Origin of the sequence: Pseudoalteromonas sp. KS88 (genome assembly GCF_004766475.1) — a bacterium.
Lineage (GTDB): Bacteria > Pseudomonadota > Gammaproteobacteria > Enterobacterales > Alteromonadaceae > Pseudoalteromonas.
Window position 1 is genome coordinate 96895 of record NZ_PYHV01000012.1, and the last position, 25799, is coordinate 122693.

Sequence of the window (25799 nt, forward strand, 5' to 3'; positions counted from 1 at the left end):
TCACTCCCAGCTATTTTATTTTCACTCAATACAAATTAATGAATTAAAACCAAGTGCCTACTTTCCGCTGTCAGATCACAGATCACTAAACTGACGGCTGACGGCTGACGGCTGACGGCTAAAAATACTCCTTTTTACCATTTCGCATAATGATCTTCGGTAAAGCCCCACTCGCCATTGAGTGTAATCACTTCATTTTCGAGGGTGATTTGGCCATAAAAACGACCGAAGTGTTGAGTAAAGTTGCTAGCGATGATAAGTAAGTTAGTTTTATCGTGGCGGTTACCTACAGGCTCAAAGGTTAGGTTTATGATGCCGTCGTTTGAGCGCAACTGCCATTGTCTGCAATCGTTTTTATCACCATAGCGCTGAAACTTAAAATCGACCATGTCTATTTTTATTAAAGAGTTATCAAGCCACAACGCATTTTCAGTAAAGCCTGTTTCTACAACGCCTGCTGCAAGGTTTAGACCTAAACGGCGCCCATCTGTTAAAGTACAAGCTAAACTCCCCCAGTTCCAAAATGTTTCTCGGCGCATAAAGCCTGCACTCCAATCAACACATGCCAACGCGTTTACTTGCTCAAGGTTGATATGTTTACCGCGCCAGTCGACAGTGCCTGAGCAAGGTAGTGCTGCAACTTTCTGTGTAAAGTGAAAACCAGTAAAACCCGCTCTTGCACAAACCGTAAGCGGGTTGTAATTTACTGACTCATCAATGACAGCCTTTATTTTAAGTCCTGCGTTTAAGCATAATTTGACTTTACGCAAACCTGATTCAGCACTGAGCGTGACACTATTCCCACCTTTATGAAAATACGCCTTGCCTGAGTTTGGCGTAGTATCAATGTAAGTACTCATAGCGAATAAATTGGTAAAACTAAACTCCTCAAATTCACCTGTGCTTGGGTGATACACATAGGCAAAGCAGTTACTCGCAATTTTCAAGTCAACAATCGCCAAGCCAATAATAAGAGTTTCACACGTAAAACTTATAAACTGAAACTGATTAAATTTTAGCTTTTTCGCAAACGAGCTTGTTACCTTGCCCATGCTGTTGCGCAAGTCAAAATCCATATAGTTAATTTGTTCAATCCCTTGCTCAAACACGCCAAACTGCGCATTGCCACGGTGATCGATTAGTTTTTTCATAATCAGTAGAGCCCGTTTAGTATCAGCATTTAGCTAATTTGGGTAGAGAATACAAGCTACTTTATTAGCCAGTACCCAATATATGTAATAAGGTATGCAGGCATGCTTTAAAGTTAGCACTTAATATTAGGGATTAATATATGACGAAAAAGACATTCCGCTCAACTCTTTTGCTGCCTGTATTTTTACCTGCAGTTTTCATCATCTTATGTTTAGTACTTGGCACTATCAGTAACCCCGAACTGGCCGGTGAAGCATTCAGTGTGACCTTATCATGGATAACAGAAACCTTTGGTTGGTTTTACATGTTGTCTGTCGCTATTTTCTTGGTTTTTATTGTCTCAGTTGCCGCCTCTAGTTGGGGCAATATTAAGCTTGGACCTGACCATGCACAGCCCCAGTACAGTTTTCCTGAATGGTTTGCCATGCTTTTCTCTGCTGGCTACGGTGTGGCTTTACTTTATTTTGGCGTTGCTGAACCCGTTTTACACTATGCCTCACCGCCAAGTGGCGCAGCAGAAACTGTGGATGCAGCTAAACAAGCAATGCAAATTGCCTTTTTTCATTGGGGCTTTCATATCTGGGCTATATACGGCATTGTAGGATTAGTACTTGCTTACTTTGCTTTTCGCCATGGCTTACCATTATCGATACGCTCTGCTTTATACCCTTTGATTGGTGATAAAATTCACGGCCCTATTGGTCATACAGTGGATGTGTTTGCCATCTTAGGCACTCTATTTGGTATTGCCACCACATTAGGCTTATCAGTAACGCAAATCAACGCGGGATTACATTACTTATGGCCTAGTATTCCTGTTAATACCACGGTACAAATTATAACCATAGCTTTGATAACAGGAGCGGCGACCATCTCGGTTGTAGCAGGCATGGATAAAGGAGTTAAGCGCCTGTCTATGTTAAATATGGTGCTGGCAATCACATTGATGACATTTGTCTTTTTTGTCGGTTCAAGTATTCATATTTTAGAATCGTTTTTGCAAAACACCGGAAGTTACTTAAGTGGTATTGTTGAACGAACATTTAACTTACAAGCCTATAGCCGCAGTGACTGGATAGGCAATTGGACCTTGTTTATATTTGGCTGGACTATCGCATGGGCTCCGTTTGTAGGAATGTTTATTGCAAAAATTAGCCGAGGACGAACAATTAGGCAGTTTGTTGTAGGCGTGATGCTAGTGCCAACGATATTCACCTTTTTATGGTTTTCTGTGTTTGGTGATACTGCACTTAACTTAATAATGAACGAGGGCTTTAATACGCTAATTGTCGATGTTCAAGCTAATCATGCCGTTGCATTATTTCAGCTATTTGAAGCGCTACCTTGGTCATTTTTTATCTCGTTAGTAACCGTAATTCTTATTATTACATTTTTCGTCACATCGTCCGATTCAGGCTCATTGGTTATTGATTCACTTGCTTCAGGCGGCAGTCTAGACACCCCAGCTTGGCAGCGCGTTTTTTGGGCTGTATTAGAGGGCACAGTTGCATCAGTACTATTGCTTGCCGGTGGTTTGAGTGCGCTACAAACAATGACCATAGCCAGTGCATTGCCATTTGCTGTGATCATGTTACTTGCAACTGCTGGATTATGGCGGGCTTTGCGAATCGAAGGACACAGAGATTCCAGCTTACAAGCACATACATTGACCAACAAAAGCCCAGAACTTACACATTGGAAGCGGCGCCTAGCTGCGATGGTCAGCTACCCTAATAAGAGCGACGTGCATACTTTTATCAGCCAAATTGTTATTGCCGCGATGGAATCTGTACAAGCCGAATTGAAAACCCGTCAATGGCAAGCCGTCGTTGAATTTGACGACGTAATGGGCCGTGCTTTTCTAACTGTGTTAAGGCATGATCATGTAGATTTTGTGTATGATATTAGGCTAACAGAACACGCAACCCCAAGCTTTGCTTACGCTGAGTTAAAACCCACTGAGGATGACCCTCAGCTTTATTATCGTGCCGAAGTGTTTTTACGCCGAGGCGGTTTATCTTACGATATTTATGGCTTTAATGAAGATGGTATTGTTAAAGATATACTCGATCAATTTGAAAACTACCTACACTTTTTAGACAACAGTCCTGGAGAACTGCCGTGGGACATGACAAAACATGACGAGATGTTAGATTCCGATAAAGGCTAACTTAACCATCAAGCCTCTTATATATTAAGGGGCTTACTTTTAATTAAATTGTTACAGAGTATTACAAAAACACACTTTATCGCTGTTATTTTGCCGTCTAGCGCTAACACTGACACATCCCCCATTTACACCACTGGTAATTTATTTACCTGCCACTACAATGCAGCAAACGCAATATTGGAACAGCCACTATGAATCTGACGCGTAGCTCGTTAAAAAATCCCGCGAGCGTTATAGTCATCTTGGTGTTAATTATTTTATTTGGCATTTTAAGTATTTTTAAATTGCCAATTCAATTAACCCCAGACATCGAACAACCCCAAATCACCATTTTTTCTGGTTGGCGCCAAGCAGCTCCTGAAGAAATAGAATCTGTAATTATAGAACCAATAGAGAACGCCGTTAAAAACACTCCCGGCGCACTCGAGGTGAATACGAATATTAACCGCGGCAATGGCTCTATTACGCTCACTTTTGCCGTAGGGCAAAATATGCAGCAAGCGATGCTCGATGTACTTACGAGTTTAAATCAAGCTCCCCCTCTCCCACTGGATGCATTTGACCCTGTGGTTTTTGCTGGCGGAAACAACGGCGAGGCAGCTGCGACACTTCTGGTTACGCCAAAAGATTATCAATCCGATAATTTAGATTTCGATATGGCGCAATTTCAAAAACAAATTGATGAGTTTATTGAGCCTCGCTTAGCACGTATACCCGGAGTTGCCCGGGTAGATTTAGCCAGTGAGCGGCCAAAAGAGTTAAGAATTACATTCGATCCTCATAAAGCAGCAGCATTAGGCATTAGCTTAAATCAAATTAGTAATGTACTTGCCAGCTCCCGCGATACATCAGGTGGCTTAGCCAATGTGGGAAGACGCCAATACACAGTTAGGTTCACCGGCCAATACGACTTGGCGAGCATGGCACAAATGCGTGTGGGTTATTCAAATAATCGCCCCATCTATCTAGGCGATATTGCCAGCGTAGAACGTACCCATTCAGATAGATTAGGTATGAGTGGCCGCAATGGTAAACCCGCTTATTACATACGCATTTCGCGCTCTAATAGCGCCAACACAGTGGCACTATTAGATGATATTAATGTAGCAATCAAAGAGCTAAACCAAGGCCCACTTGCTGACAATGGCTTATCTATAGAACTGAGCTTTGATGCTTCTGTACACATACGTAATGCGCTCTCATTAGTGAAGGGTAACTTAGGGCTGGGTGTTGTTTTATCATGCCTAATTTTATGGCTGTTCTTTAGAGGACTAAAGGCCACCTTTGTTATTGCGGCGACAATCCCTATTTCCTTAATGGTTGCATTTTTAGCACTAAATATCTTTGGCCGCAGTTTAAACGTTATCTCACTAGCAGGTTTAGCTTTTGCCGTGGGGTTAGTGTTAGATGCCGCAATCATAGTGCAAGAAAACATAGCCAGACTGCGCTCACAAGGGCTGGATAATAAAAAAGCCGCTTTAAAAGGCGCAGCTCAAGTGACGGGAGCATTGTTTGCCTCAACCACGACAAGCGTTGCAATATTTTTACCTATTTTGTTTATGGCCGGTATTGAAGGACAGCTGTTTTCAGACTTAGCATTAACCCTGTCTATTGCCGTAATCACTTCAATGCTATGCGCAATTACGCTTATCCCTTTAGCGAACCATCTATGGCCTGATACTAAACTTAAGCCGGACCCTTATCACCTTTATTGGCAAAAGTTGAGTTCATTCATTATGAAACTCACCAACAACCGCGTTAAACAACTAACCTGGATTGGAATACTGCTTGGAGGGTCAGTGGTGACTACGCTGACTATGCTACCTAAAACTGACTTTATGCCACGTGCGCCGACAGATGGCTTTTTCTTTAACTTAGCAACTCCACCAGGCGGCAACGTGCAATTTATGGAAGAAGAATTATTAATGCGGGTCAAAAAACGCTTAATGCCTTACTACACAGGTGAGAAAGAGCCGGGGATCAAAGACTTTAACTTTTATGCATTTGGTTCAAACGCAGGGGGCTTTATTTATTCTGCTGATCCACAACGCGTCGAAGAACTGATGCAAGTTGCCAAAGAAGAGATATTTATTGATTTGCCAGACACACAGGTATTCTTTTTCAGAGGCTCAATGATCCAAGTTGCTAATGGCGGTGATGGCCGTGCTATTAATATTGATTTAACGGGGCCAAACATGGACGATTTAGTTATGGGTGCAAATGTTGCCCTACAAGCCGTTAAAGAAGCGCTGCCTAATGCAACTGCTCAACCACAGCCTCGCCTCGACATGGCTGAGCCTGAGCTGAGACTAACACCCAATGACCGCCGTATTACACAAGCAGGACTAACACGGCGCGATGTTTCGCAAGCTGTGCAGGCTTACACGGGTGGGCTATTTGTAAATGAGTACTTTGATGGTAATGAGCGGATGAATGTAATCTTGCGTGGTGTGCCATGGCAAACACCGGAACAACTCAAAGCCTTGCCTATTGTAACCCCAAATTCGGGTATTCAAACATTGGGGGAGCTGGCGAATATTGAGCGTACTGTCGGACCAACCCAATTACGTCGTGTTAATGGTCGTCGTACTGTAAGTGTGGTGGTAACGCCCCCAGCCAATATGAGCTTGCAACAAGCACAAACGATTTTAACGGAACAAGTAATGCCAAAAGTTAGAGCTAACTTACCCAGCAATGCAGGCGCTATTTTGGCAGGTAATGCACAAAAAATGAATTCTGCTATGACTGAAATGTCACTCAATTTTGTACTTGCGCTATTCATATTATTTTTACTGATGACCGCGCTATTTAAATCAGCAAAAGACAGCATTTTAGTGCTGCTTGTAATGCCACTCGCTATCGCCGGCGGCGTGCTTGCATTGTTTATTCTTAACTTATTTACCTTTCAATCGCTCGATTTGCTCACCATGATAGGCTTTATTATTTTACTGGGCTTGGTGGTCAATAATGCAATTTTATTAGTTGATCAGACGCGTGTTGCAATGGCGGATGGCCACAACCGTGAAGCGGCAGTAAAACAAGCTGTATTGCTCAGGTCGCGCCCTGTTTACTTGAGCACCCTAACGAGTCTGTTTGGTATGTTGCCACTGATGCTTATGCCTGGTGTGGGCTCGGAGATTTATAGGGGGCTTGCAACCGTTATTGTCGGTGGAATGGCAATTAGTGCACTATTCACACTCATTTTAATGCCGAGTTTGCTGCAACTTGGCCGTAAGCTGCCTCCTTCAAAAGTGGAAGATTCAATTAAAAATGCTCCACAAAGTTTAAAGGCAAACCAATGAACAGCGAGATTAAATCAATGAATAATATAAAATCAGCCATCTTCATTTTCGGCCTGTGTTGTAGTTTTGTAGTGACCAATGCCAAAGCCGTTGTTCCAGTTAGTGTAGATAGCGTTACTAAAGCGCCCCTTACGAGTGAAATTGAGGTCAATGGTACACTTTATGGTAAAGACGATGTGACCCTTACCGCGGGAATTAGTGGTCGACTTTTATATGTCGCTGAACCTGGAACTCGTATCAACCAAGGTGATATTTTAGTACGGATGGATACACTTCCTCTTGAATTAGACAAAGCGCGCCAACAAGAGATGCTTAACCGTGCCAAAATTAACCTGCGTTTATATCAACAAGAACTAACGCGCCTCACTGAGTTAGCAAAATCGAGTAGCGCTGCAATTAGCCAAGTTGACCTAGTACAAAATAAGCACGATCTAGCTCACTCTGACATCGCACTTGCTGAGCTTGAGCTGAAGGTTATTGAAGATAAACTTAAACGAGCAACTATTCGAGCACCTTTCGCAGGGGTGATTAGCGAACGATTTAAACGCGCTGGCCGTGAGATAAACCGTGCAGAAGAGTTACTCACACTATTAGATATAAATCATTTAGAGGTCAGGCTTTACGTGCCTGTCAAATACCTAAAGTATCTTGAGCTCGGAATCGAGCTGCCAATAAATGCGGGTGATTTATCGCAACTTCAAAGCGCTGCAGCCATTGTTACTGCTGTGATCCCATCAACGGACCCACGTTCACAAACAATCGAGGTTCGCGCAATACTCAACCCTAAAAACAAGCATGCATGGGCGATTGGGCAGCTTGTCGACGTCGCCGTCCCTTTAAAAAGTAAAAATGCGATGCTGTTGGTTAACCGTGATGCATTGATTATTCGCAAGCAAGGTACGCATATCGTTAAAATTGATACACAAAGTAAAGCGATTCAAGTTCCAGTTACCGTAGGTGCAGGAAAAGGTCAACTGATTGCTGTGACCCCAATTGAAGCTGGGAGTTTGGTAACAGGAGATAGAATCGCTATTCGCGGTGCAGAACGGCTCCAAACGGGCCAAGAAGTCGACGTACAATAAACTGTTTAGTCAGTAAAAAAGCCGGATAGCGTGGCATGCATGTCAAAAAATCCGGCTTGTTAAATTGTTATGTGTTACGCCACTTTAAATTGTTTAACTATTTGATCTAACTCATGTGCTGTTTGTGATAGTGAGTTTGCTATATCAGCCGCCTGCTCAGCGCCTGCCATTGTTTCATGGGCTTTCTCATTAACATGTTGCACACTTTCGCTAATTTGCTGGCTGACAACATTTTGCTCTTCAGATGCGCTGGCTATTTGCACATTCATGTCTTTAATTGTTCCAACTGATTGAGATATTAGGTCTAATGCTTCACCTGTTTGCTCTGTTTTTTCTGCGGTTTGCTCTACACTCGTCATGCTTGATTTCATAGACTCAACAGATTTTTTCGCCTCATTTTGGAGCTTTGATATCATCACTTGAATTTCTTCTGTACTTTGTTGAGTGCGACTCGCTAAAGAGCGCACTTCATCAGCAACAACTGCAAACCCACGTCCTTGCTCACCCGCTCGCGCAGCTTCAATTGCAGCATTTAAAGCGAGTAAGTTGGTTTGATCTGCAATTCCCCTGATCACATCGAGTATTGAACCTACAGACTCAGTCTCTGCTTCTAAATTAGCAATAGTTTGGCTTACGTCCATCATTGTTTCGACGAGCTCCCCCATTGCTGTATGTGTTTGCGAAACTACCCGTGAGCCATTCAGTACTTCATCATCAGCTGTTGATGCAGCATCAGCTGCCATTTGTGCGCTTTGTGTGATCTCATTGACTGTGGCAGACATTTCGTGCATTGCTGTCGCTGTTTGAGTTAATTGATCAGATTGTTGTTCGGCTCCAGTTTTTGACTGAGCTGTTATTGACGTTAGCCTAAATGATGTTTCAGATACTTGAGTGGTTGACTCTCTTATTTGCGACAACATTTGATTGAGCTTCAAGGTCATTTCTTTCATTGCCAAGTAAATACCCGACTCATTGCCGGTATTATCAAACTGGTGACGTAAATCACCTTCTGAAATTGCCTGCACTATTTTTGCAATCTCTAATGGCTCTCCACCAATCGGTTTTTTAATTAAACGAGTAATAAAAATACTCAAAACTATACCTAGAATAATCACAATGATTGAAAAGATGATGATGGTATTTATCGCATTTTGGTTACTGGATTGAATAGAAGGGCCTATTTGGTCTTGGCGCTGTTGAGAGTTTAGCTTTATTTCTTCAATCTCTGACGCCACTTTTGGCCCAACTTTATCAAGCGTACCTGATATAATCGCATTGCGCTCATCAATTGTTTTATGAATTTGGTCAATACCATCAACGTATTTAGCAGTACGGTTTATAAAATCATTAACTAATGATGTTCCCAAAGTGCCATTAGTAAGTAACGATAATTCATTAACGCGTTTATTAACTACATCAAATTCTCCAATTGAACGTTCAAACTCAGCTTGCGTATTATTTATTAAATACTTGCTGACATAGAGGCGACCTAATAGTAAAGACTCTTGCAGTGCAGATGCTTGAGCTAGACTTTCAAAATCACCATTTTTTTTACTAATTTGAATTAATTGTGTCACTGCTTTTCGCATCTCTGCGCCATTTTCGTCAAGCACAGATGAAACGATGGCATTTCGCTTGTTCACCAAATTAATAATCTTATCAAAACCCGATTTATATAAATCGATCTCATCTGATATTTTATTAATAGCAGTTAACTTTACAGGATCCGTAAATTGATTTTTTCCTGTATCAACTAAATCAGTAAGTAATGAGTGGCGATTATTAAACTCGTTAATGTTACTTATTTTTTTGTCTTTTAGGTATTTCAGAGCTTCGAGTCTGAGTGTAAGAACATTAGCTTGAATTCGAGCTGATAAATTACTATCACGAGCATTTTTTCTATACTCTACAAAGTTATTATAGCCAGAGTTTAGTGCAAATAATGCGACGATACTTACTACTCCAAGTAGGAAAATCATTGCACCAAAGGCAAGGTTAAGTTGAGTGTTCAGTTTTAATTTAGCAAGCATATGCAAGAGTCTCTCTTAAGCTTTTGAGCGCATCCATTGCATACGAAGTCCTTAGTTTAGATATCAGGTAAGTATAGAAAGATATGAGTTAATGGCTAGATTTAAAGGTAAATCATGATGAATTTATGAAATTTCCGATGATATTCAATCACTAGTATTTGTTGAAACTTTATAATAACCAGCTAATAAATGAATATAAACTCACTTTATCAGTCGCAACTAAACATGCTGATATCAATTTTCTTAAGTTGTTTGCCCTTTAATGAGTAATCATTGTGCTCTATAAGCAGTACATTATTTTTAGTAGTAAATGAGAAATCCCCAAGCCTGTTAAAAGTTGCTATAGGCATAAGTGAATAAAAACCTGATTTGTCAGTGCACTGAAACGAAAAGTAGTGCGTCGCTTCGCCTAATGTATCTGCATCAGCAGTGTATACACTGATCCTATTTTGTAGTTGATACTTTTCTACATTTGTCCCAACGACAGCATAAAGTACGCACACAGCGATGAGAACAATTGACTGTAGCCCCGCTAGGACAAAGAGGGTCATCTCAGCTATTTTTTTATAAAGTACTCGCGGCATTTGATACGAAGACCGTGCTTGCCTCACTAATAAAAAGCCACCTATTAGGACCATTAAAAGCTTGATTGGCATTAAATATACATTTACGAGGTACATCGTTTGCTCGCTTTTCCACTGAATACCAAAAGCAGGAGCAATAAAAAGGCTGTCAATTAAAGGGATGAGTATTAATAAACTGGCGAGGATAAATTTGATATTTTTTTGCATATAAAAGTAACAAAATTAGCGGTGTATTTAGTATACAAATAATAACCACCAATAAAAAGCCCGTTAAAAAATCAACGGGCTTGTATTCTAATTAAGGCTTATTAGTAATTAATCATCTTCAACGTTATCAAGCCCTTTAGTGCCTTTTTTAGCTTTTAACTTATGGTGTATTGCTGATTTTATTAACATATACCCACTAATTGGCGCTGTTATTAATAAGAAAATGGTGATCAATAGCTCTTTTACACTGATACCATTTTGCGTGCTACTAAAAAACACCATAGCAGCAATTAACACGCCAGCCATACCCAGGGTCGTTGCTTTCGTTGGCCCGTGTAATCGCATAAAAAAATCTGGCATTTTAATTAAGCCAATTGAGCCAATTAAAATAAATGCGCCACCAATGAGCAATAAGATAGAAACTATCCATTCACTATACATATTATTACCTTATTCGATGATATCGCCACGCAGTAGATATTTACACACGGCTACTGTACTGACAAAGCCAAGCATCGCAATTAACAATGCCGCTTCAAAATAAAGACCTGTCCCCATACTCATACCGTAAAGAATAATAAGCGCAATAGTATTGATATACATAGTATCAAGCGCCAAAATCCTGTCAGGTATCGATGGACCGACTACAAGTCGCCACAAATTAAGTAAAAGCGATAAACCAATCATCGCGAAGACGATTAAAAAAACCGTTTCTAGCATTGAAATATCTCCTTAAGCGGTGCTTCATAACGTGTTTTAATTGTGTTGATTAACGCCTCTTCATCTGCCAAATCTAATACATGGATAAGTAAAAACCGCTCAGTTGGCTGCTCTCCTTCAGGAAGAGATTCAGGTATTGGATACACCTCAGCACTTACTGTTCCAGGTGTTAATGACACGGTACTGGCCAAAATAGTTATTGGCATTTCATGACTTAAATCTAAAGGGACCTTAACAAACGCAGGCCGCAATTTTTTAACTGGTCCCAAAATTAGTAATGCCACTTGTAAGTTGGCGGTGACAATGTCATACAACACAATGAACAACTGTTTAATTGCCAGCCCTGGTTTTAAAATTAGAGGCTGAGGATCACGAAATGGAAAGGTCGCGATAGGTATTAATATCGAGAAAATAGTTGCCAACACGATATGACCTGCCGATACACTGTTGTTCAATAATAACCAAACAACAAAGAGCAACAGGCTACGAAACGGTGTTGGTAGCCAACGGTAACGGGACTCTAAACGCATTATAAGTCTCCCTTAAGTACAGTATTTATACCACTGGTTATATCATGTAATTGAGTCGCTGCGGCAACCATATATTCAGTAATTGGTCCGGCAAAAATGACCATCAATGGCGAGCACGCAAGTAGTCCTATAACTGCAATTACCTGCAAAGGCTTAGCATTGTCTACTTCGAGGTGGTCGCGGTCTTGGTGCTTTCGTTCCCAAAACAAGCTGGTTCCTGCCCGTGATAACGCGACAAGTAAGGCAAAGCTAGCTATTAAATAGACAGGCCAAAAAACCAGCGCTCGTTCACTATCGAGGGTTGTTTTTAAGATCCATATTTTACCAATAAAACCTGACAATGGTGGCATTCCAACAACAGCAAGCGCGGCAATAATAAAACATGTACCAAGTAAAATTGGCTGTCCCACACCACGTCCTGGTGCAAGCCGGTCTGCTACTTTACCGCGTTGATGTGAAATAAGATCAGCAATTAAAAATAATGCTGCGCAAATAATAGTTGAATGGACAAGGTAATATAACAATGCCGCGGTTGCACTAACATGCTGAATAGCAACCAACGCCACAAGTGTGCCAACAGAAACAACAACCAGATTGGCTGTAAGCTTACGTAAGTCTTGAGCAGCTAATACGCCAATAGCACCAATAGCAATAGTTGCAATCGCTAACCCCCATAGAAATGGCTGGGCCATATGGTTTAATAACCCTGCATTTTCGCCAAATATTACAGTGTAAACACGTAACATGGCATAAACCCCTACCTTGGTCATTATAGCAAACAAAGCAGCAACCACTGGCATTGCGCTCGCATAGGTATTAGGTAACCATAAATGAAGCGGTAACAACGCCCCTTTCAATGCAAAAACAACGAGTAACAGCAAACCACCGATTTTAGCTAAAAATACATCATCGCCTTGAAGCATTGATACTTTTTGCGACATATCAGCAATATTGAGCGTACCAAGCACACCATATAAAATACCTAACGCAATCAAGAACACGCTTGACCCTATGAGGTTAAGAATAACGTATTGCAAAGCTGCTCGTGTTTTATGTTTATCCCCTGCATGCATTAACAATGAATAAGAGGCGATAAGCAGCACTTCAAAAAATACAAATAAATTGAATAAGTCACCAGTAAGGAAAGCGCCGTTTACACCTAGCACCAAAAAGTGCAATAACGGATGAAAAAAGCTGCCCTTCTCGTCGTCGCCAACACTGCTGTATAGCGCAACGCTAAGTGCCAAAAACGAAGTCAGTGCGACTAATAATACTGAAAGTAGATCGGCAACTAATACAATACCAAATGGTGCTTGCCAACCACCAATAGCATAGACAATTGGCCCATTTTGATAGACGTACACCAGCAATACAAGACTGATTATCGAAGTCAAAAGTGACATTGTCATTGATACTACACGACGTATTGGGATGCTCTTCCCACAAGGTGGCATCAATAACAATATTGCACTGAGCATAGGAATGAGCACAGGCCATGATGCGATATGCTGAATCATTTTTGCTCCTTGTTATTACTTTTTACAAGATGACCATCGACATGATCATTGCCTAAATCAGCGCGTCCTCTGATTGCTAAAATCACCACAAATGCGGTCATCGCAAATCCTATTACGATTGCTGTCAGTACTAGCGCTTGAGGCAGTGGATCGGCGTAATCAGCCCCAGTTCCAAGTACAACCGCTTTATTAATTGTTAAACGACCTGCAGAGAACAAAAATAAGTTTACTGCGTAAGAGAGCATAGTGAGCCCCAATACGACTGGGAAAGTACGTGCTCTTAGAAGTAAATAAATACCACAAGTCACTAATACACCAACGCACGATGCGTATAATAGTTCCATTAAATATTCACCTCTTCTTTCGCTGCATCTGCAGTCAGTTTACCAAGGCTTGCCAATATCATCAGTGTTGCCCCAACGACGGTTAAATACACACCTAAGTCAAATATAATGGCGCTTGCCAATTCAGTTTTACCAACGAATGGAATATCAAAATAATCAAACCAAGTAGTTAAAAATGGTCGACCAAACACCCAACTACCAAGGCCGGTGAACATGGCGATTGCAATGCCCGAGGCAATTATTTTTCGATAATTAACGTCAAAACGTGATGTTATCCATACAGAACCTCTTGCCATATATTGCAAGATAAACGCAATAGACGTCACAAGCCCTGCAATAAAACCACCGCCAGGTAAGTTGTGCCCACGCAAGAAAATATATGCCGAAACTAATAAAGCGAGCGGTAACAAGCTTTGTGAGATACTCGAAAGTAAAATAGGGTAGCGTTCACGCGCCCAAGGACGCCCTTCACTATCACTAGCAGGCATGAATAAAGGTAAGTTAGCAAGTAACTTGTAAATACCCAGTGCAGCAATACCAAGTACAATAATTTCACCAAGCGTATCAAAGCCCCTGAAATCGACCAAAATGACGTTGACTACATTTGTACCGCCCCCGCCAGTTTTAGCGTTTGCCACAAAAAAGTCAGAGATAGATTCGAGTGGACGAGTTAGTAATGCATAACAAACACTAGCCACGACAACACCTACTGCTGATGCAATACCTAAATCACGAAGGATTCGTAATGAGCTCGACTCTTTAGGTGTTCGCTGTGGTAAGAAAAATAACGCCAACATAAGCAATATAACTGTTACTACTTCTACTGTAAGCTGAGTCAATGCTAAATCAGGCGCGGAGAAACGTGTAAATGCAACTGATACCATTAATCCCACTATTGATATCATTAATAGCGAAACCATTCTAGAGCGGTGCCAAAGCACTGTACTAATAGCGCCTATAATTAATAAACCAGCACCTATCGCATTATGAAAATCAATGGGTGTACTTGGCGCAGTACCAGCTAACGCCCCCATTTCAAATAACGGCCAGCCCGCACATAAAAGTACAACGCCAAGCATTACAACAATATAGCGTTGTAATGAACCATTCTCTGTACTTTGGATTTTGTTTTGACTCCACTTTATTACGCTGTACATCACTCGTTCGAATGTCTTTTTAGCATTTAACGTTGGCAGGGATGCTTGAAATTGAAATAAATGCTTTCGCTGAATATAAATAAAAACACCGCATGTAGTTGCAATGAAACTCATTAATAGCGGTAAATTAAATCCATGCCAGATTGATAACTTAAACTCAGGGGTCGAATCACCTAGTACGGCAAGCGAGGCCGCAGATAAAATACCGTCGACAACAAAGTTCGGGAACATACCTACAAGTAAGCATAACACCACGAGTATTTCGATTGGCACTCGCATATAGCGCGGTGGCTCATGGGGAGTTTTTGGTAGATCAATAGGATCGCCATTGAAGAAAACATCATGAATAAAGCGCGCCGAGTAAGCCACTGAAAACGCTGCAGCTAAGGTTGCCAAAACCGGTATTAACCAAGACATAGAACCAAGTACTTGTTGGTGCAAAGTTTCAGCAAAAAACATTTCTTTAGATAAGAAACCATTTAATAAAGGCACGCCAGCCATCGCCGCCGCAGCCACCATGGCAAGTGTTGCGGTGTATGGCATAAATCGCCACATCCCATTAAGCTTGCGCATATCACGCGTGCCCGTTTCATGGTCAATAATACCTGTCGCCATAAATAACGACGCTTTAAAAGTCGCATGGTTAATGATATGAAATATTGCAGCAACTGTCGCAAGCTCAGTATCTAAGCCTAAAAGCAACGTGATTAAACCTAAGTGGCTAATTGTAGAATAAGCTAGCAATCCCTTAAGGTCGTGCTTAAACAAGGCAATATAAGCGCCTACTAGCAATGTTGCTAAGCCTGTCATCGCCACTAAAATAAACCAAGTGTCGTTTCCTGCTAAGGCTGGATGAAAACGCGCAAGTAAGAAAATACCCGCTTTAACCATCGTTGCTGAATGTAAGTATGCACTTACAGGAGTCGGTGCAGCCATCGCATGAGGCAGCCAAAAGTGGAATGGGAACTGGGCAGACTTTGTAAACGCCCCGAGTAAAACGAGTACTAGCGCGAGCTCAAATAACTCATGTGATTGAATAAGTGCTCGGCTAGCTAAAATAGTATCTAGGTTGTAACTACCGACTATGTCACCTATCAGCAGCAAACCACCTAATAACGCCAAACCACCTGCGCCGGTTACAGCCAGCGCCATTCGTGCACCTTTGCGAGCTTCTGACTTATGCCACCAATAGCTAATCAATAAGAATGAACTAATACTGGTTAGTTCCCAGAAAAACCATAACTGAATCACATTATTAGACATCACAATGCCGAGCATTGCAGTCATAAATAACATCAAATAGCTGTATAATTTGGGCATAGAGTCATTACTGCTCAAGTAATAACGCGTATAGAAAATAACAAGAGACCCTATCCCTAGAATCATAAAGATAAATAACAGACTTAAACCGTCCAAGCGCAGAGAAATTTCCATGCCCAACGCGGGTATCCAAGCCAAGGAATAACGAATTGTTTCACCACTGAGTACAGCAGGAGCATGGTAAATTGCAATTGCCAGAGCACTCAACGGTGCAAGTAAAGTTAAACCCGTTGTTTGGTTACGAGATAATTTGCCGGTGCATGAAGAAATAACACTGCCAATTAAGGATAACAAGGGTATCCAGAGCAAAGTCATAATGAGGAACCTTTTAAAGTCATAAGAATATCAATACGCTGCTAGTTAGTTTTAGTTGTGTACTGTTCATTGAAATGGTTTTTAATTCAGCTTAAATGAATATTATACAAAGGTATAGTTATACTGACTGAGTTACATTTTGTCTATAGGAAGCACACCTATCTGCTGGAATTTTAAGCTGAATTAACAAGGATACTGATAATAACCATTGTTTAATCAGCCCCCCTCTTATCACGCATAACTAACGACTGGCTTAGCATAGTAAAGTAGTCATGATAGCGCACGGGTTTATAATGATTATTTTCTATTTGTTCTACCCATAACTCTCTATATTCTGCGGATAACGGGAGCTCCTGATAACGCATTATTGACCATTTTTTATCGGGCTTGTACGACTTTACAGTGCCTTCACACGTTTCACTGGGCTGCCACCCTGTGGGAGGTTTTATATTATTTGCAACGAATAGATTTGGTGCAACATAGCCTTTTTGCTTGCACAACCAGACCTGTTTATTTTTGGGTACTGGGTATTCATCTTCAAAACCACTAAAATGCATTAATTCATGTAAGAATAATTGATAACTGCTTTGCGAGTTTAATTGCATTATTCCTGCGCGAACATTACCACGCCCCTCTCGTGGCATCATCACTATAAAATCATAGTTTTTTGGCCATACATATTCTTTAATTAACGCTCGCCAATTACACGAGGCTGCTTTTAATGGGTCTGTTTGACAGGCTATGTTGTCACCAATGTAAACTGGTTCAGAAAAACAAAAACTCTTATCATTCGGCTCTGGTGATAAAGCATGTTTGTTTGAAAAACGATTGAGTTTGCTAATCCCAGCACGATGATCACTCATCATGAGTACATTATACTCGCAACGATTATCAGCGCTTAACCCATGAAGAGAAAGTAAAAAACCAGCTTGATGAGCATATGCACTAGATATAGACTCTGGTGGATAACTAAAATGAAGTTTTATTTGCTCTAAAATTGCAGACTTTGGTACTAAACCTTGCTCTGCTAGAGCGTTAAGCTCCTCCCAACGATTGAGCTCAACCAGTAACGTTGCCAAATCTAGTCTTTGTTGAGCATTTTGTTTCACGACCGTGTTTTGCCAAAAAAGCCTTGCTTTATCCGCATTACCTTCTTTGAGTAATATAATCGCCCAGCTAAATTTCGCATGCTCAGCGCCATTCAATGCAAGGTCTTCTATACTGTATTTAGGCAGTGTATTTAAGTTTTGTTCGAAAATATCGGGAAACTGATAGTAACCAGCAAGTGTGGCAGCACTATCTTGCAAAGCAAGCCAATAGCCTAGACGCGCATGGCGGTTTACTGAGCTTGTAAGAACCACTAAGCTCAGTATTATTAAACCATAGACTCTTATATTAGCTCGCGTTATCACCAGCCATGAGCTCTAATTCTAAACGGGCATATTTATACTCAATATATTCATGCACGTTAGTTGCTAAAGCAAGACGAAAATATTCCGCTGCATGATTTAGCTCGCCTTTAGCTTGGTAAACCTTAGCCAAGTAAAAATAGGCTTCGCATAAACGTCTGGTGTACTCTGGCTCTGATTGCACGCCTTGGGCAATGCTCGCTAAAAATTCAGTTTCGCCAATTTCACCTAAAAACAAAGCAATTATTTGATAACCCCATACACCCTCATCTACCCCTTGAGCATTGGCTTTTAAATCAACAAGCGCCTGTGTTTTATCAACATTAGATTGCGCTAAGTATTGCCACAGTATTGGAAAAGGTTCTTTCGTTGAATTTGCAACAAATGTCTTAAAGTCTTGAGTGGCTAAATAAGGTCGCTCACCATAATAAAGAGCTATACCGCGATTTAAATAGGCATACTGGTGTTGTTCGTTAAGCTCCAAAGCTGAGTCAAAGAATTCATATGCTTTTTCATATTGCTGCATTAAAGTGTGGTGTATACCTAAAAAATTATACACTTCAGCTAGATCAGGCTTCATCTGTACTGCGTTATTAAAATCGATTCGTGCCAATGTCGACATACCTAAGCTATCAAATAGTACGCCACGGTCATAATAAAGCATCGCTTGCTGTTCAACTGTTAAATCTGCACGATTAAGTAGCTTAGAGTAACGTGCAATAGCAATTTCACTTCTAAAGTCGGAAGCTAATGGCGATGCAAAAGGCACATTGATAACGGGATCTAATTTAGGTTGCGTGGTTGTTTGGCACGCGCTTAGAGACATAATGGCCACGGTAGCAAACGCTAAATGTTTAAAAATCATTAAAATCCTTAATACCTTAAAAGTAAACAATATAGACACGATGCATCAGAAGAGGTTTCATTAAAGCATAAAAAAAGGGGCTAAACAGCCCCTTTTTATGCAATCCAGTAATTAACTGGACTAAATATAAACAATTAAGCGTCCGCTGGTGCATCAGCTGCAGGTGCTGCTGATTCCATTGCTTCTTTGATGCTTAAACGTACGCGACCTTGACGGTCTACTTCTAGTACTTTTACTTTTACTTCTTGGCCTTCGCTAAGGTGGTCTGAAACGTTATTTACGCGCTCAGTGCTAATTTGCGAAATATGCACAAGACCATCTTTACCTGGTAAGATATTTACAAATGCACCAAAGTCTACGATACGTACAACTTTACCTTGGTAGATAGTGCCTACTTCTAGTTCTGCTGTTAATTGCTCAATACGGCTAATTGCATTCGCTGCACTTTCACCATCTGTAGCGGCAATTTTGATTGTACCGTCATCTTCGATTTCAATCGTTGTACCTGTCTCTTCTGTAAGTTGACGAATTGTAGCGCCACCTTTACCGATAACTTCAGCGATTTTCTTCGCAGGGATTTTCATCGTATAGATACGTGGAGCGAACTGAGAAAGCTCTTCAGATGGTGCCGCAATTGCTTCATCCATCACACCTAGGATGTGTAAACGTGCCGCTTTTGCTTGCTTAAGTGCAATTTGCATGATCTCTTGCGTGATACCTTCGATCTTGATATCCATTTGCAATGCAGTAATACCGTTTGATGTACCGGCTACTTTAAAGTCCATGTCACCTAAGTGATCTTCATCACCTAAGATGTCAGAAAGAACGACGAATTTCTCGTCTTCTTTAACTAGACCCATCGCGATACCAGCAACAGATGCTTTAATTGGTACACCTGCATTCATAAGTGCTAGTGACGTACCACATACTGATGCCATTGAAGATGAACCATTTGATTCAGTGATTTCAGATACAACACGGATTGAGTAAGGGAACTCAGTCAGTGTTGGCATTACAGCTTGGATACCACGCTTAGCTAAGTTACCGTGACCGATTTCACGACGCTTAGGTGAACCTACAAAACCAGTTTCACCAACACAGAACGGAGGGAAGTTGTAGTTAAGCATAAAGTGGTTTTTATGCGTGCCAGTTAAATCGTCGATTAACTGTGAATCACGTTCTGTACCAAGAGTAGCAGTTACAAGTGCTTGAGTTTCACCACGGGTAAAGATTGCAGAACCGTGAGTACGCGGTAATACGCCAGTCATTACGTCAAGTGCGCGGATCATATCTGGTTCACGACCATCGATACGTTTTTCACCCGCTGTGATACGGCCACGTACGATTTTCTTCTCTAAAGAACCGAATACTTTACCTACTTCTTGCTTATCAAGCGTTTCATCTTCAGCAAGCTCGCTCGTAAGTGCTTCAACAACAGCGTCTTTTGCTGCAGTTAATGCTTCTTTACGCGCTACTTTATCAGTGATGCGGTAAGCTTCGCCTACTTTTTCAGCCGCTAAAGAGGCTACTTTCTCTTCAAGCGATACGTTTTTCTCAGGTGCAGTCCAATCCCATGTAGGCTTGCCTGCTTCTGCTTTGAATTCGTTGATTGCGTTGATAATAGCTTGAGATTGCTCATGACCATACACAACCGCACCAAGCATTACGTCTTCTGCAAGAACGTCTGCCTCTGATTCAACCATAAGTACTGCGTTATCAGTACCTGCAACAACTAAGTCTAATTGGCTTTCTTCAAGCTCTTTTAGTGTTGGGTTAAGTACGTATTCGTTATTGATATAACCAACGCGCGCTGCACCGATTGGGCCGCTGAACGGAATACCAGAAATAGCAAGTGCTGCTGAAGTACCAATCATCGCAACCATATCAGGTTGGATTTCAGGGTTAACAGAAACAACTGTAGCAATAACTTGTACTTCGTTTACGAAACCATTTGGGAAAAGTGGACGAATTGGACGGTCAATAAGACGTGCAATAAGTGTTTCACCATCGTTAGGACGACCTTCACGCTTTAAGAAACCACCTGGGATACGACCTGCAGCGTACATACGCTCTTGGTAGTTAACTGTTAGTGGGAAGAAGTCTTGACCTGGTTGTGCTTCACGCTTACCAACAACAGTCACTAATACTGACGTGTCGCCGATGCTTGCTAGTACTGCGCCGTCTGCTTGACGTGCGATTGCACCCGTTTCTAGGGTAACTGTGTGTTGACCTAGTTGAAATTCTTTAATAATTGCTTGCACTTAAAATATCCTTTAAATCTAAATAAGTGTTCCATCAAAGTACCAATTACAGTACATAATTGTATTCAGTTGGAAATCAATTAAGTACTACAATTGGCAATGATGTAAATAACCGTAGATAAACCTTTTTATCTACGCGCATAGTATATACCAAAGCCACGTAAAAATGCGAGTCTAGCAACCAGATTATAGTACGCACTTTAGCTGAGTATATAGCTGTAACTATTGATGGAGGTTTTTATTGATTTTTCAAGCAGTTTAATTTTTGTTCTAGGGATTTTCAGGCACAAAAAAAGGAGCCAGAAAGCTCCTTTTTAGGTAATCTAGATCTTAGCGACGTAGGCCAAGCTCTTGGATTAACGCAGTATAACGTGCAATGTCTTTACCTTTAAGGTAATCAAGCAGTTTACGACGAGTGCTTACTTTACGAAGCAGACCACGACGAGAGTGGAAGTCATGCTTGTGATCAGCAAAGTGACCTTGAAGCTTGTTGATATCAAAAGTTAAAAGTGCAACTTGTACTTCAGGTGAACCAGTGTCGCCTTCTGCACGTGCGAATTTTGCGATGATATCGATTTTTTCTTGATTGCTTAGTGACATAGTAACTCCAAAAATAAATGTAAAAGGTGCTTTAGCCGATCACTAATTCAGCCAAAACGATTAAGCGGGCGTATTCTACCAGTTTTGGTTATAACTACAAGATAAACTTAGTCTGTCGACTCTTGTTGATTAGATAAACCGCGTTTGGACTTCAAATGCCCATCTGGGTTACGCTCTCCGGTGCCAATAAACACGCCATCTGCCAGCACTTTTATTGGCCCTTCAGGTAAGATTTTACCCAACACAACAGCCTGACCATAACTAAATGACACGCCTTGCTCTTTAGTTATCTCAACAACTGGTAAATCAACCAATGCTGTATCCATAGGTAATAGCAGCTCATCAAGGTATTGCGAAGGTGCAAGCTCTTCAGCCTTGGCTTTTGCTAGCAATGCTTCAAGCTGTTCAAGCGAGACCATCTTATCCGCGGGGTAATGCCCAACAGCTGAGCGATGTAACATAATCACATGCGCGCCACAGCCCAGGTTTTCACCTAAGTCATCAACAATTGTGCGGATGTAGGTACCCTTTGATACATGAGCAGTCATTTGTACTTCGTTGTTCGCTTCATCAAACTCATCAAGCGTTAAACTAAATACATTGATTTTTCTACACTTGCGCGGTACTTCAATACCCTCGCGTGCGTATTTATATAAAGGTTTACCTTCATATTTTAACGCTGAGTACATTGATGGGTATTGATCTGACTCACCTAAGAATTTGGCAATTTCTTGCTCGAGCAGTTCTTTTGTCACGTTAACATCACGTGTTTCTACCACTTCACCATCAGAGTCTGACGTTGTGGTACGCTCACCTAGTTTTGCTCGAACCACATAGGTTTTATCTGTATCGAGTAAAAACTGGGTAAACTTAGTTGCTTCACCAAAGCAAATCGGCAACATACCTGTGGCTAAAGGGTCAAGTGCCCCGGTATGCCCAGCTTTTTGCGCAAAATAAATACCTTTTGCTTGCTGTAAGGCTCTGTTCGATGAAATACCTTGTGGTTTGTTTAACAACAAAATGCCATCAATCGGACGGCCCTTACTGCGTCTTGCCATTAGTCTTTAGTGCCTTCTTCGCTGTCGTTTTCATCATCTACGTGTTTAGCATTATCTTCACGGATCACAGAGTCAACTAAGTTAGAGATACGCATCCCTTCCATTAGCGAGTTATCAACCACAAATTTAAGCTCAGGCATAATACGAGCACGTATACGCTTACCCAATAGCGAACGGATATAACCCGTTGCTTCGTTAAGTACTTTGGCACTTTGCTTAGCGGCGTTCTCATCTTCAGTATTAAATACCGTGATAAATACTTTGGCGTAAGATAAGTCACGTGATACTTCAACGGCTGATACAGTCACCATGCCTAAACGTGGATCTTTAATTTCGCGTTGTAAGATAACAGCAATTTCTTTTTGAATTTGCTGAGCAACACGATCAGTGCGAGAAAATTCTCTCATTGTTCTTCACTCTAATTTTATAACTTATTGAGAAATATAAATAAGTTAATTTAATAATGGATACACAAATGGGGGCTGAGCCCCCATTTATTATCTTAATATGCTAACAATTAAAGTGAACGTTGTACTTCAACTGTTTCGAATACTTCGATTTGGTCACCAACGCGAACGTCATTGTAGTTCTTAACGCCGATACCACATTCCATGCCATTACGAACATCTTGAACGTCGTCTTTAAAGCGACGAAGTGACTCAAGTTCACCTTCGTAGATAACCACGTTTTCACGTAATACACGAATTGGTGCGCTGCGCTTAATAGTACCTTCAGTAACCATACAACCAGCAATTGCGCCAATTTTTGGAGACTTAAATACGTCACGTACTTCAGCAAGACCAATGATCTCTTGCTTAAACTCAGGAGCAAGCATACCAGACATGGCTTGCTTAACTTCTTCGATTAACGCATAGATTACGCTGTAATAACGAAGATCTAGGTTTTCAGTATCAATCACTTTACGCGCTGATGCATCAGCACGAACGTTAAAGCCAACGACGATTGCGTTTGAAGCAGCTGCAAGTGTTGCATCAGTTTCAGTGATACCACCTACGCCAGAACCCACAATCTTCACTTTTACTTCATCAGTAGAAAGCTTGGTTAGTGAATCTGAAATTGCTTCAATTGAACCTTGAACGTCTGCTTTAAGTACCACGTTAACTTCTGAAACATCGCCTTCAGCCATGTTTGTAAACATGTTTTCAAGTTTCGCTTTTTGTTGACGAGCCAATTTAACGTCACGGAATTTACCTTGACGATAAAGAGCAACTTCACGCGCTTTACGCTCATCTTTAACAACAGTGGCTTCATCACCTGCTGCTGGGATACCAGAAAGACCTAAAATTTCTACAGGAATAGATGGACCAGCAGAACGAATGTCTTTACCGTTTTCGTCTTTCATTGCGCGAACACGGCCGTATTCAAGGCCACATAGTACGATATCACCTTGGTTAAGCGTACCTGACTGAACAAGGATAGATGCAACTGGACCACGGCCTTTATCAAGACGAGATTCAATTACAACACCTGCTGCCATGCCTTCGCTCGGTGCAGATAGCTCTAGAAGCTCTGATTGCATAAGAACCGCTTCTAATAGGTCATCAATACCTAAACCAGTTTTAGCTGAAATATGAACGTACTGCGTATCACCGCCCCAATCTTCTGGGATAACGTCTAGCTGTGCTAGCTCGTTCTTAACGCGATCTGGATCCGCGCCTTCTTTATCCATTTTGTTTACAGCGATAATTAAAGGAACGCCAGCTGCACGAGCATGCTGTACCGCTTCTTTAGTTTGTGGCATTACACCATCATCTGCTGCAACCACTAGGATTACGATATCAGTCGCTTTAGCACCACGTGCACGCATTGATGTAAACGCGGCATGTCCTGGAGTATCTAGGAAAGTAATCATGTTGCCATTAGTTTCAACGTGGTAAGCACCAATGTGCTGCGTGATACCACCAGCTTCGCCTGATGCAACCTTCGCAGAGCGAATGTAATCAAGTGTTGATGTTTTACCATGGTCAACGTGACCCATTACAGTAACAACTGGCGCACGCGGCTCTGACTTGCCATCTTCATGACGGTCATTTAGTACTGTTTGCTCTAATTCGTTTTCTTTAACGATGATAACTTTATGGCCCATTTCTTCTGCTACAAGCTGCGCAGTTTCTTGGTCAATAACTTGGTTAATAGTAACCATGTCACCCATTTTCATCATTGTTTTAACAACTTCAGCGCCTTTAACTGCCATGCGTGATGCAAGCTCAGCTACTGTAATTGTTTCGCTAATACGCACTTCATTTTTAACGTCAGCGGTAGGTTTTTGGAAACCATGCTGTAATGACGTTGGTGCTTTTAGCTTGCCTTTGTTTCGGCCTTTGCCTGCAAACTTATCTTTTGCTGGGGCTTTTTTCTTTTTCTTCGCACGGCGTGAACCTTGCTCATCACGCGCATCAGCAACATCTTCTGCTTCACGTGCGTAAGTAGAAGTCGTAAGGTGGTGATCCGCGGTTTCTTCGCGTTTCTTACGTTCTTCTTCTTCTTTCTTCCAACGAGCTGAGTTCTCTTCAGCTAGCTTTCTTGCTTCTTCTGCTTGACGTTTCGCTTCTTCTTCAGCTTTCTTCAATGCGGCCTCTTCTGCTTCTTTTTGCAGACGCTCAGCTTCGATGCGATCTTTCTCAGACTTAGCACTTTGCTCAGGGGTCATCTGCTTCTGTTTTGCTACACGTTCAGCATCTGCTTTACGTTTAGCTTCCTCTTTTGCTTTACGATCAGCCTCTTCTTTGGCTTTACGTTCTGCATCTTGTTTCGCTTTAAGTTCAGCAGCCTCTTGAGCAGCTTTTTGCTCAGCTTCACGACGTGCAGCTTCTTCAGCGGCGATACGTGCTTGCTCTTGCTCTTGCTCAATAGCGCTTTTCTTAACATAAGTGCGTGTTTTGCGCACTTCTACTTGCACTGACTTTGCTTGACCCGTAGAGCCTGTCACACTTAGTGTGCTTTTGCTTTTACGTTGCAATGTCATGCGAGCTGGGCCTTCAGAACCCGTGCCACCATGTGACTTGCTCAAGTGATCAAGTAACTTTGCTTTTTCTGCTTCAGTTACATTCTCACCCGCTTTTTTATCTATACCGGCTTGTGAAAACTGCTGTAGCAATTTATCAACAGTTGTACCAATATCCCCGGCTAGTTTTTCAACATTTACTTCTGCCATA

19 protein-coding genes are annotated in these 25799 nt (G+C 41.5%); 3 read left to right on the forward strand and 16 right to left on the reverse strand.

From position 1 onward, the window contains the following. Window positions 1–134: 134 nt before the first annotated feature. Complete coding sequence (locus C7Y70_RS07860) at window positions 135–1151, reverse strand: DUF2804 domain-containing protein (RefSeq protein ID WP_135474175.1); 1017 nt, start codon at window positions 1149–1151, stop codon at window positions 135–137. 140 nt (window positions 1152–1291) lie between these two features. On the opposite strand from C7Y70_RS07860, the gene C7Y70_RS07865 reads away from it, so the two are divergent. The 3 genes from C7Y70_RS07865 (at window position 1292) to C7Y70_RS07875 (ending at window position 7706) form a co-directional block, all read left to right on the forward strand. Next, a complete protein-coding gene (locus tag C7Y70_RS07865) occupies window positions 1292–3322 on the forward strand; it encodes a BCCT family transporter (RefSeq protein WP_135474177.1) in 2031 nt (676 codons plus the stop codon). Window positions 3323–3513: 191 nt separating this feature from the next. Beyond that, window positions 3514–6624, forward strand: a complete 3111-nt coding sequence (locus tag C7Y70_RS07870; protein ID WP_135474179.1) for an efflux RND transporter permease subunit — start codon at window positions 3514–3516, stop codon at window positions 6622–6624. Next, window positions 6621–7706, forward strand: a complete 1086-nt coding sequence (locus C7Y70_RS07875) for an efflux RND transporter periplasmic adaptor subunit (RefSeq protein WP_245321421.1) — start codon at window positions 6621–6623, stop codon at window positions 7704–7706. Before C7Y70_RS07870 ends, C7Y70_RS07875 begins: the two co-directional genes overlap by 4 nt. 74 nt (window positions 7707–7780) lie before the next feature. Here C7Y70_RS07875 and C7Y70_RS07880 read toward each other — a convergent pair whose 3' ends face one another. The 15 genes from C7Y70_RS07880 to infB all read right to left on the reverse strand — a co-directional run bounded on the left by C7Y70_RS07880 (window position 7781) and on the right by infB (window position 25798). After that, the gene (locus C7Y70_RS07880) at window positions 7781–9736 is read right to left on the reverse strand and encodes a methyl-accepting chemotaxis protein (protein WP_135474181.1); all 1956 of its coding nucleotides are present in this window, start codon (window positions 9734–9736) and stop codon (window positions 7781–7783) included. A gap of 209 nt (window positions 9737–9945) precedes the next feature. After that, complete coding sequence (locus tag C7Y70_RS07885) at window positions 9946–10527, reverse strand: hypothetical protein (RefSeq protein WP_099296510.1); 582 nt, start codon at window positions 10525–10527, stop codon at window positions 9946–9948. 108 nt (window positions 10528–10635) lie between these two features. After that, window positions 10636–10968, reverse strand: coding sequence for a Na+/H+ antiporter subunit G (locus tag C7Y70_RS07890; protein ID WP_099296511.1), 333 nt, complete (start codon window positions 10966–10968; stop codon window positions 10636–10638). Between the two features lie 9 nt (window positions 10969–10977). Further along, entirely contained in the window at window positions 10978–11247 is a 270-nt protein-coding gene (locus tag C7Y70_RS07895; RefSeq protein WP_099296512.1) for a K+/H+ antiporter subunit F, read from the reverse strand. Continuing rightward, the gene (locus C7Y70_RS07900; RefSeq protein WP_135474183.1) at window positions 11241–11777 is read right to left on the reverse strand and encodes a Na+/H+ antiporter subunit E; all 537 of its coding nucleotides are present in this window, start codon (window positions 11775–11777) and stop codon (window positions 11241–11243) included. Before C7Y70_RS07900 ends, C7Y70_RS07895 begins: the two co-directional genes overlap by 7 nt. After that, window positions 11777–13294 carry a monovalent cation/H+ antiporter subunit D gene (locus C7Y70_RS07905; protein WP_099296514.1) on the reverse strand — a complete coding sequence of 506 codons (1518 nt, stop codon included), beginning with the start codon at window positions 13292–13294 and terminating at the stop codon, window positions 11777–11779. The genes C7Y70_RS07900 and C7Y70_RS07905 overlap by 1 nt, the downstream gene beginning before the upstream one ends. Beyond that, on the reverse strand, window positions 13291–13638 hold the full coding sequence (locus tag C7Y70_RS07910) for a Na+/H+ antiporter subunit C (RefSeq protein WP_099296515.1): 348 nt from the start codon (window positions 13636–13638) through the stop codon (window positions 13291–13293). Before C7Y70_RS07910 ends, C7Y70_RS07905 begins: the two co-directional genes overlap by 4 nt. Next, complete coding sequence (locus tag C7Y70_RS07915) at window positions 13638–16430, reverse strand: monovalent cation/H+ antiporter subunit A (protein WP_135474184.1); 2793 nt, start codon at window positions 16428–16430, stop codon at window positions 13638–13640. Before C7Y70_RS07915 ends, C7Y70_RS07910 begins: the two co-directional genes overlap by 1 nt. A 212-nt stretch (window positions 16431–16642) precedes the next feature. Beyond that, window positions 16643–17791: a hypothetical protein gene (locus tag C7Y70_RS07920; RefSeq protein WP_135474186.1), complete on the reverse strand. Its 1149-nt coding sequence runs from the start codon at window positions 17789–17791 to the stop codon at window positions 16643–16645. Window positions 17792–17825: 34 nt separating this feature from the next. Beyond that, window positions 17826–18704 carry a lipoprotein NlpI gene (gene nlpI / locus C7Y70_RS07925; protein ID WP_135474188.1) on the reverse strand — a complete coding sequence of 293 codons (879 nt, stop codon included), beginning with the start codon at window positions 18702–18704 and terminating at the stop codon, window positions 17826–17828. A gap of 134 nt (window positions 18705–18838) precedes the next feature. Next, complete coding sequence (gene pnp, locus C7Y70_RS07930; protein WP_099296519.1) at window positions 18839–20965, reverse strand: polyribonucleotide nucleotidyltransferase; 2127 nt, start codon at window positions 20963–20965, stop codon at window positions 18839–18841. 330 nt (window positions 20966–21295) lie between these two features. Beyond that, on the reverse strand, window positions 21296–21565 hold the full coding sequence (gene rpsO / locus C7Y70_RS07935) for a 30S ribosomal protein S15 (RefSeq protein ID WP_016707659.1): 270 nt from the start codon (window positions 21563–21565) through the stop codon (window positions 21296–21298). Between the two features lie 107 nt (window positions 21566–21672). Next, window positions 21673–22623, reverse strand: coding sequence for a tRNA pseudouridine(55) synthase TruB (truB, locus tag C7Y70_RS07940; protein ID WP_135474190.1), 951 nt, complete (start codon window positions 22621–22623; stop codon window positions 21673–21675). Further along, on the reverse strand, window positions 22623–23030 hold the full coding sequence (gene rbfA, locus C7Y70_RS07945; protein WP_087530718.1) for a 30S ribosome-binding factor RbfA: 408 nt from the start codon (window positions 23028–23030) through the stop codon (window positions 22623–22625). The genes truB and rbfA overlap by 1 nt, the downstream gene beginning before the upstream one ends. Window positions 23031–23140: 110 nt before the next feature. Continuing rightward, on the reverse strand, window positions 23141–25798 hold the full coding sequence (infB, locus tag C7Y70_RS07950; protein ID WP_099296521.1) for a translation initiation factor IF-2: 2658 nt from the start codon (window positions 25796–25798) through the stop codon (window positions 23141–23143). Window position 25799: the final 1 nt, after the last annotated feature.

Coding starts and splice junctions, on each gene's coding strand:
- C7Y70_RS07860 (WP_135474175.1), bottom strand. CDS start 1,151: ATGAAAAAACTAATCGATCACCGTGGCAATGCGCAGTTTGGCGTGTTT.
- C7Y70_RS07865 (WP_135474177.1), top strand. CDS start 1,292: ATGACGAAAAAGACATTCCGCTCAACTCTTTTGCTGCCTGTATTTTTA.
- C7Y70_RS07870 (WP_135474179.1), top strand. CDS start 3,514: ATGAATCTGACGCGTAGCTCGTTAAAAAATCCCGCGAGCGTTATAGTC.
- C7Y70_RS07875 (WP_245321421.1), top strand. CDS start 6,621: ATGAACAGCGAGATTAAATCAATGAATAATATAAAATCAGCCATCTTC.
- C7Y70_RS07880 (WP_135474181.1), bottom strand. CDS start 9,736: ATGCTTGCTAAATTAAAACTGAACACTCAACTTAACCTTGCCTTTGGT.
- C7Y70_RS07885 (WP_099296510.1), bottom strand. CDS start 10,527: ATGCAAAAAAATATCAAATTTATCCTCGCCAGTTTATTAATACTCATC.
- C7Y70_RS07890 (WP_099296511.1), bottom strand. CDS start 10,968: ATGTATAGTGAATGGATAGTTTCTATCTTATTGCTCATTGGTGGCGCA.
- C7Y70_RS07895 (WP_099296512.1), bottom strand. CDS start 11,247: ATGCTAGAAACGGTTTTTTTAATCGTCTTCGCGATGATTGGTTTATCG.
- C7Y70_RS07900 (WP_135474183.1), bottom strand. CDS start 11,777: ATGCGTTTAGAGTCCCGTTACCGTTGGCTACCAACACCGTTTCGTAGC.
- C7Y70_RS07905 (WP_099296514.1), bottom strand. CDS start 13,294: ATGATTCAGCATATCGCATCATGGCCTGTGCTCATTCCTATGCTCAGT.
- C7Y70_RS07910 (WP_099296515.1), bottom strand. CDS start 13,638: ATGGAACTATTATACGCATCGTGCGTTGGTGTATTAGTGACTTGTGGT.
- C7Y70_RS07915 (WP_135474184.1), bottom strand. CDS start 16,430: ATGACTTTGCTCTGGATACCCTTGTTATCCTTAATTGGCAGTGTTATT.
- nlpI (WP_135474188.1), bottom strand. CDS start 18,704: ATGATTTTTAAACATTTAGCGTTTGCTACCGTGGCCATTATGTCTCTA.
- rpsO (WP_016707659.1), bottom strand. CDS start 21,565: ATGTCACTAAGCAATCAAGAAAAAATCGATATCATCGCAAAATTCGCA.
- truB (WP_135474190.1), bottom strand. CDS start 22,623: ATGGCAAGACGCAGTAAGGGCCGTCCGATTGATGGCATTTTGTTGTTA.
- rbfA (WP_087530718.1), bottom strand. CDS start 23,030: ATGAGAGAATTTTCTCGCACTGATCGTGTTGCTCAGCAAATTCAAAAA.
- infB (WP_099296521.1), bottom strand. CDS start 25,798: ATGGCAGAAGTAAATGTTGAAAAACTAGCCGGGGATATTGGTACAACT.